The sequence below is a fragment of the Glaciecola siphonariae genome, from assembly GCF_042652645.1.
Lineage (GTDB): Bacteria > Pseudomonadota > Gammaproteobacteria > Enterobacterales > Alteromonadaceae > Glaciecola > Glaciecola siphonariae.
On sequence record NZ_JBHSGU010000017.1, the window covers coordinates 67453 to 75128 of the forward strand.

A 7676-nucleotide genomic window follows, 5' to 3' on the forward strand; every position below is an offset into this window, starting at 1 on the left:
GTTTCTGTGCATTAACTACACAAGTAAAAAAAGTATTGCTAGGTTGTTCTAATCGCTGTGGAGCGCATCAATAGGATTAAGCTTGGAGGCCTTAATGGCCGGAAAAACGCCAAAGCCAACACCCACTATCATACAAATACTCAACGATAGAAAAATAGCTGGGATGGACCAACTTACCGCCCATCCAGAATAAAAACCTATGATTTCAGACAGCACCAACCCAAAGAATATTCCTAACAAGCCCCCCATTACAGAAATAGTGAAGCTTTCAGCAATAAACTGCAGCCGTATATCTTCCTGCGTAGCGCCAACCGCTCGCAGTAGACCAATCTCTTTGGTGCGCTCCATGACGTTAGCCAACATGATATTCATAATACCGATACCGCCGACTAATAAAGAGATACCCGCTACACAAGCCATCACAATATTAAATATTTGCTGAGTTTGTTTTTGCTGCTCAAGCAGCGCTGCAGGAATAATCATGTAGTAATCTTTTAAACCGCCATGACGCAGTTCTAATAGACTATCTATCGCCTTAGAGGCAATCACCGGGTCAGTTCCTTTTACGATACTTAGCTTGAAGCTGTCGAGTTCGCTCGCTAAAAAGTCACTGGCGAATTTTTGTAAACTAGTAGAAAGCGGGATAAATATACGATATCGGTCTCCTCCAATTTTCACCCCCTGAAATTCGTTTTTGCCGCCCTCCGGCGCCGACAGAATTCCCACCACACGCAACCACACATGATTCACTTTCACGAACTGACCAATCATTTGCTCAGTGTTCATGTTTGCATTTGCATTTGCAAATAACTCATTTGCCGCGTCTGCGCCTAACACTGCATGTTGCGCCACGCGTTTCTCATCAGACTCGTCTAAAAACCGCCCCGCCTCCAAGTTCAAATTACCATGCTCAAAATAGCTGGTCGTAATCCCAAGCACTTCGGCTTGTGACTTGTTATAGTCGCTGTAAATATCATGTACTTTTACTATTTTACTGGCGCTAAAATCATCAACGAAGGGCAAAGTAGCAAGCGCCGCATTTACATCTCCGATACTCAGACCTAAAGACTCTTCTCGAATCTCCACAAGTTCTTCGCCAACGTCATCTCTGGTATTCACAATAATATTATTGACACCCATCGAATCGATTAACTTAAGCGCTTGACGCTCTGCGCCCTCGCCAATATTCAACATGGCAATTACCGCGCCCACCCCAAAAATCATACCCAGCAGCGTTAAGAAGGTACGCAACTTTTGCGATAGCAACTCACCAATGGCGTCTTGAACCAAAATTTTATACTTAAACCACATTATGATGACAACCTTGGATAAGCACTCGCTGCACTGGTACTTGCCACAACTGTACTTGCCACAACAGCGTCAGGCGGTGGACTCAAAGCAATGACATCGCCGACAGACAAACCGCTGATAATTTCAACCAAATACAAATTTTTTCTTCCCGATTCAACAATCGTTTTGACATAGTCAGCGCCATTATTAACATACACATAGCTGCTCCCATTTTCATGGTGCAAGGCCTGCAGAGGAATAGCTAATCGCTTACTAGGTAATTTTACGTCAATGTTCGCGGTAAGCTTACGCCCCGGCTGCATCATGCTCTTATCCTGCTGGTTTAATGAGACCGTAACCTCATAGTAGGTCACAGGGTTACCTCGCTCTATGGAGCGAGGAAAGCCTGCTACATTTGAGATTTCACCGTTAAATACCTCATCAGGAAATGCATCCAAACGAATTTCAACCGCCTGTCCAGCATCAAGGTCAATGGCATCATTTGCCAACACAAACACCTTTGCCTGCATATTGTCTAAGTTAGGTATTTGGGCGATAGGTCTACCGGGGAAAATAGTTTGCCCAACCGACGGTTTTTCGCCTCTGCGGTCTTTTTCATAAATCAATAAACCAGAATATGGCGATACAACCTCCAAGCCTGATAAGGCCTTTTGATGCCTTTCAAACTTTGTCGCATGACCCTGTCGGCGGATGTCCAACACCGCCATTTCACTGCCGGCTTGCTCGTCTATACTATTTTCTTTCCAGTCCAGAAATCCATCTTTTGCGACCAAAAAATCTCTGTTTTCTAGCGTATCGATAATTTCAAGCTGAGAGTAAATACGCAGATCGTCAATGGCAAACTTATCAACAAACTCAAATTCATGTTTAACAAATACTTGGTCAGATTCAACTTCTCGCATTTGCTGAGACTGCTGTGCAGTGCTTCGCGCAATGTCTTGTTCGAGTTTGCGCATTTCAAACTCTTCTTCTCGGCTGTCTTTCAATATCTGTTGAGCATCGAAACGAGCAATAATATCGCCTGCCTCTACCATGGTATTTTCCTCTTTTAACCACGATAAGGTCATTGGCCGAATGCCGGGGGAAATAATGCGTTGCGCTTGTGCGGCTTCTATTTCACCGAAACCCGATACACGGATGGCAAAGTCGATTTCTTCTACAGGATATTCAGGCACTGTGGAGATGCGCTCATCAGCACATGACCATAAAAACACGGTAAGCAGACAAAGCACAACACGCTTTGCCTTATGATTGAGTAAAATCATCATGCTGCTCCCTTCAATAGCTCAACGGTCGCCTTCATACCCGGTCGCATGATCTCAATATCGGTTGTATCGAGCGTCACTCTTGCATCGAACACGACCTTTAAATTACGTTGTGATTTATTTCGATATGCCTGGCCCACTTCAGAAATAACGCCCGTAAACGGACGCTCAGGAAAAGCGTCTAAGGTGACTTTTACCGGCGCGCCCATTTTGACTTTGGACGTTGCAGATTCATCGAATTCAACGTTAACAGCAATTTTATCAAGCGCAGGCAAATTGATGAGCGTGCGTCCCATATACACGGTATCTCCTACCGCGGGTTTTTCTCCGCCCCAATCAGATGCATAAACCACCATGCCATTTTTGGGGGCTTTAACCACAAGTTTGGCTAAGCTTTGCTCAATTTGCTGCACGCGCACTTTTTCATTTTCTATTTTTGCCAGTTGCACCTGCTTACTTACGAGCATCGCTTCTTTGTGTTGCGCCACCCTTTGCAGAGCTTGAGTATGCGCCTCAAAGGCTATTTTATATTCCGCCTGCTGTTTCTTACGCTCGATCTCAGAGCGCGACACGTCGGTAATCTCAACTTTCCGCTGCGCGATATCTTTTTGCATTTTCGCTTCTGCTAGATCCAATATTAATTGTTCTAGTTTCGCTTCGTTTTCCAAGCGTTTTTTATCTGCCTCTTTAATAGCAGCATCTAAATTACTCTTTCTGCCAACAAGATCATTCTGTAGACTTTGCCCATCAAACTTCACTATGGTATCTCCTTCTTTGACCATAGCGTTTTCTCTTGCTAAGTACTCAATTTTAAATTGCCACATACGCGAAACGTTAGGAGGGCCAATGCTTATATCTTGCAGAGATACGAGCTCAGCAGGCGCAGTTAGATTAGCGACTTGTTGCACGTTGTTCAGTGTATCCTCTTGTGTGTCCTGACAAGCACTTAATGTTAGGGTAGTCACTATTATTAGCGTGTTGAACATCAATTTACGCATCGTGTTGGTCTCCTAGCAATATTCTAACGCTCATACCCGGAAGGAGTTTTACATCCGGATTTTGCTCAAACTCAATAATAGCTGGATAATAAGCGCTATCGCTCCATTGGTCTTTAGACTCGGTTTGCGTAGACAAGGTTTTAATTTTGCCACGATAGCTCTTATTAGGATGCGCATCTAAGGTTAATGACACTCTCATCTGTTCACTAATACCTACGGCATCAACCTCATGTATCCATGTCTCAACCAAGAAAGACTCCGTTGCCTGAACATCAAGCACCTTCCAACTGGCTTGAACATTCATGCCAGACGCGAGTTTAGTGCCGCTCCAAGGATGCATAGCGTAAGTTACTGGCCCAGAATATTGAGACACCACATTCATGTTGGCTAATAATTCTTGTAGGTAAATAATTTCTTCTTCTGTTTTCAAAATATCAATTGCTTTCTTTTGCAGCTCCGATGCACGTTCCTTTTTTGCACTAGCCAGTCCCTCTTCCGCCTTGACCTGCTCTAATAACGCTCGCTGCAACGCCAAGTCGTACTGTCCTTTATCGTAAGCGCTTACTTGATCAACCGGCACAGAAGCTTCAATGCGCGCCTTTTCAACTTGCAGTAAGGCAAGGGTCAAACGACCTTCGGCGTCAATGACTTTCTGATTCTGGTCAAGCTCGAGCTGCTTCAGTTCAAGGGCTAAGCGGTCTAAGGTTTCGATATTTTGTTCAAGGCGAGACTGCTCGTTTGCGCCGTCAAATACTACAATCGGATCACCTTTGTTTACTACTTTGCCTTCTTCTTCCATCCACTGAATTTGAATCTGCCATCGGCTAGCTTGCGGCGCGCTCACAATTTGCTTTGCAGATGAACTCACTTGCCCGGTTAGGACCACATCTAAAGAAAACGCCGAGGTGCAAACACTAAACAGCAAAAAGCTGCATGTAAGTAACATAAATACTCTGACTTTCATTTAGTTGACCGCCTCATCTATAATCACGCCGTCTTTCATTCTTACAACGCGCTGTGCATACGACGCAATTTCGTCCTCATGGGTTACCATCACAATAGTTTGCCCAGACTGGTGTAACTCGGTTAGTAAATCCATGATCTCGTTAGACGTTTTGCTGTCAAGATTTCCAGTGGGCTCATCTGCAAGTATCACGCTTGGCTTATTAATTAACGCTCGTGCAATAGCGACTCGCTGACGCTGACCACCCGACATTTCAAAAGGTTTGTGGAATTTTCGATGTGATAAGCCGACACGTTCAATTAAATCACTAGCTCTCGCGTTAGCTTCATCTTCTGCGATATCTGAATATCTGAGAGGCAGTTTGACATTACCCACAACATCTAACTTAGGCAAAAGATGGAAGGTTTGAAAAATAAACCCAATATGGCGATTGCGAATTTGTGATAGCCGGTCGTCAGTGAGAGACGCAACGTCGTGGCCGTCTAAGTGGTAAGTGCCAGAGTTTGGTGTATCTAAACAGCCTAACACATTCATCAACGTTGACTTGCCAGAACCAGAACTCCCCATAATTGCCACAAATTCGTTTTCTTTAATGGTCAAACTAACATCGTTTAAGGCAGTTACCGTCTCTTCACCATTTTGAAAATGTTTTTTAATATTTTTTAAAGCTAGCATATTGGCTCTGTCGCGAGTAAAGCAGATAGCATATTTATGTCATATGCGTCTTGCTGTGTGAAGTACATTATAGTGATAGAACTAGTTAATATAAATTGCTTATCTAAAGTACCATGTCGCGGATACCTATATTGCTCTTATCAGCGTTGTGTAGGAAAAGCCTGTGCTAATAGGCCAATAAAGGGCTCTTTATACCTAAATATATCAGCTAATTCAGCGAGTAGATGATTAAACTTCTCAGACATTTGAGCGTCATGTGGCATATGTTTATCAAGCTCTTTCAGCAACGATATGCATGCCTCATAATCTTTATGTCCACCTAGCTGAGGATATAACAAACAAAGCTGACGATATAGATTGAAACTGGCTTTAGGTCGCTTTTTCATGCTCGCGAAAGCAACATCATGAAGGGTATCAGGCGCGAGTTCATACTGCTTAGCTAGAGCGAGTGCTTGTTCGATTTTCTCTCTGTATAAATAAAACTCAATCAAGTTTTCAACCGAACGCATCATCGCGCTACCCTGATTGCTCTTTTGTTGAGAGGACACTTTAGCTATTAATAGTGCTTCTGCTTTTTTCTCGACCGCCTTAAACGATTTGCCTAATCGTTCATACAGGTGCTCCATGCTTTTATAATCGTCAATTTGCAGCGTTTGCGAGAACAACAGCCAAACCTGTTCTAGCTCCTCATCCGATTGCTTACTTTCTTTCGCTATATCTATATTAAGCCGAGTCAGCTTTACCTTGTCTTCATGCATCCTTATCTGATTGGCAGCAACCGCAGCATATTCTCGTGCTATATCGAATTGTTGAATATCAGTTGCCAAAGTTATGATATGAAAAAACTCATCTATGCTGTTTGCGATTTGAGTCATATAAAGCAATGCCAACTTGTGTTGGCCATCATCAAGAAAATGCGTAATCAGATGCTGCGTCATTTGCTTTATGACCAAAGATTCAGACGTCTTGACGTTCTCCAGAAGACGAGACTTCGCGTCTATCGTCGTTCTTAGCGAGCGAAAAAAAGTAGCGCGAAGGAGCTCATCTTGCTCGGCAATAAATTTATTTGGAATATTGTCAAAGCTTAGGTGGTTATAGTCGACGTAATACAAGTTTATAAGAAAGGCGGCCTTATCATCTACTGGCCATTTGAGCAACTTAAAGGTATTTGCAAGCTGCCTCTCCAATAGCGCAAATACTGAAAAGCGATAGCCTCCCGAGTCGTCTACACGCTCTAAAATTTTATCGTAGCGCTGCAATGCAAATTGAGCTAAATCAAAGGCTTCCTGCTCAGAGAGTAAGGCGGTCACGTTAAACAAACGATTAAGCACTTGAAACCCTTTGTCGAAGTAATCTCTAACCTTATCGTGACGCCAAATATCGCGAAGGGGAAGTGCCTTAGTGAAGTGCTTTTTTAGGTCTTTCGCTTGTATTTGGCCTGAAGTAACGTCTGCTACCAACAGCCACTGCTCTAGAAGCTCTGGGGTTGCAGATACAATGTCAAAGAGCGCTCGCTTGCTTTCTTGCTCGCTAAGCTGCTCTATATGCGCTCGAACTCTTTGCGCGGGTGGCCCGTTTCGCATTTTCTCAAATGACTGAGCCTTTTCTTCATAAGCTAAGAGCACTGCAACGCAATGTTTGCAAAAGTCAAAGCCTTCAGAAGCGGGGCATGTGCATGCTCCCTCGTAAGAGTCGCCGACTGCTTTGAGCACTATTTGATATAACTGAGTACCTTCAACCTGTGCCCGTATTGTATGTTTAGTAAACGTGAGGTTATTCACAAAATTATCGTTGTAAAGAGCGCGGCCTTTTTCATACGCGTTTTGCCCAGCTAAACGATAAGCTAGCGCGGATAAATCATTCATAAACTAAAAACCATCGGTTAAGTGCCAACACGTCCAACATGCTTAAAAACAGAAACAACGTTTAAAAATAGCACAAATAGGAGTATTTAAAAAACACTAACGCCCAACACGCCTGCCGTTTATTCTTACAAACAAGTGCATCTTCTCACCGCACATGACAACAGGCGTTCATCAGCGCTCAGTGAACTAGGTGAATAATACCTTTGATTTCTGAGGGGTCTAAAACAAAAAAGCCCCAGCGTATGCTGAGGCTTTTTTGTGTAATGGGAGTCTGGCGATGTGCTACTCTCACATGGGGAAACCCCACACTACCATCGCCGCTAATACGTTTCACTTCTGAGTTCGGGATGGAGTCAGGTGGTACCGTATCGCTATTGTCGCCAGACATTAACTGTTGAACTATCAAGCAAAGCTCAATACTTCTCAATAATGGTTAACAATGTTGGAATGCTGATAATTGCTTTTTCTTTAACGTAGAGTCGCTACTCAATCTGCCTTTATATGATTGTCTTAACTTGTCACCTACAACCCTTGCCTACCTCCTACATACTCATACTTGCGCGTCTTTAGCGAGCAGGTTATTTGCCAGTCGATTTTA

General features: G+C 43.5%; 6 protein-coding genes and 1 rRNA gene. All 7 read right to left on the reverse strand.

Features of this window, described 5'->3' with window-relative positions:
* Positions 1-48: 48 nt before the first annotated feature.
* The 7 genes from ACFO4O_RS15580 to rrf all read right to left on the reverse strand — a co-directional run bounded on the left by ACFO4O_RS15580 (position 49) and on the right by rrf (position 7463).
* Entirely contained in the window at positions 49-1311 is a 1263-nt protein-coding gene (locus ACFO4O_RS15580) for an ABC transporter permease (RefSeq protein WP_382410191.1), read from the reverse strand.
* Positions 1311-2579, reverse strand: coding sequence for an efflux RND transporter periplasmic adaptor subunit (locus tag ACFO4O_RS15585; protein WP_382410193.1), 1269 nt, complete (start codon positions 2577-2579; stop codon positions 1311-1313). The genes ACFO4O_RS15580 and ACFO4O_RS15585 overlap by 1 nt, the downstream gene beginning before the upstream one ends.
* Entirely contained in the window at positions 2576-3574 is a 999-nt protein-coding gene (locus ACFO4O_RS15590; protein ID WP_382410195.1) for an HlyD family secretion protein, read from the reverse strand. The genes ACFO4O_RS15585 and ACFO4O_RS15590 overlap by 4 nt, the downstream gene beginning before the upstream one ends.
* On the reverse strand, positions 3567-4538 hold the full coding sequence (locus ACFO4O_RS15595) for an HlyD family secretion protein (protein WP_382410197.1): 972 nt from the start codon (positions 4536-4538) through the stop codon (positions 3567-3569). Before ACFO4O_RS15595 ends, ACFO4O_RS15590 begins: the two co-directional genes overlap by 8 nt.
* Positions 4539-5213, reverse strand: coding sequence for an ABC transporter ATP-binding protein (locus tag ACFO4O_RS15600; RefSeq protein WP_382410199.1), 675 nt, complete (start codon positions 5211-5213; stop codon positions 4539-4541). It abuts the gene before it with no gap.
* A 140-nt stretch (positions 5214-5353) separates the two neighbouring features.
* Positions 5354-7078 (reverse strand): SWIM zinc finger family protein, encoded by a 1725-nt coding sequence (locus ACFO4O_RS15605; protein ID WP_382410201.1) that lies wholly within the window; start codon positions 7076-7078, stop codon positions 5354-5356.
* Positions 7079-7347: 269 nt separating this feature from the next.
* Positions 7348-7463, reverse strand: a 5S ribosomal RNA gene (gene rrf / locus ACFO4O_RS15610).
* Between the last annotated feature and the right edge of the window lie 213 nt (positions 7464-7676).

Excerpts from the sequence above, each read along its gene's own strand:
- ACFO4O_RS15580 (WP_382410191.1), bottom strand. The coding sequence starts at position 1,311 with ATGTGGTTTAAGTATAAAATTTTGGTTCAAGACGCCATTGGTGAGTTG.
- ACFO4O_RS15585 (WP_382410193.1), bottom strand. The coding sequence starts at position 2,579 with ATGATGATTTTACTCAATCATAAGGCAAAGCGTGTTGTGCTTTGTCTG.
- ACFO4O_RS15590 (WP_382410195.1), bottom strand. The coding sequence starts at position 3,574 with ATGCGTAAATTGATGTTCAACACGCTAATAATAGTGACTACCCTAACA.
- ACFO4O_RS15595 (WP_382410197.1), bottom strand. The coding sequence starts at position 4,538 with ATGAAAGTCAGAGTATTTATGTTACTTACATGCAGCTTTTTGCTGTTT.
- ACFO4O_RS15600 (WP_382410199.1), bottom strand. The coding sequence starts at position 5,213 with ATGCTAGCTTTAAAAAATATTAAAAAACATTTTCAAAATGGTGAAGAG.
- ACFO4O_RS15605 (WP_382410201.1), bottom strand. The coding sequence starts at position 7,078 with ATGAATGATTTATCCGCGCTAGCTTATCGTTTAGCTGGGCAAAACGCG.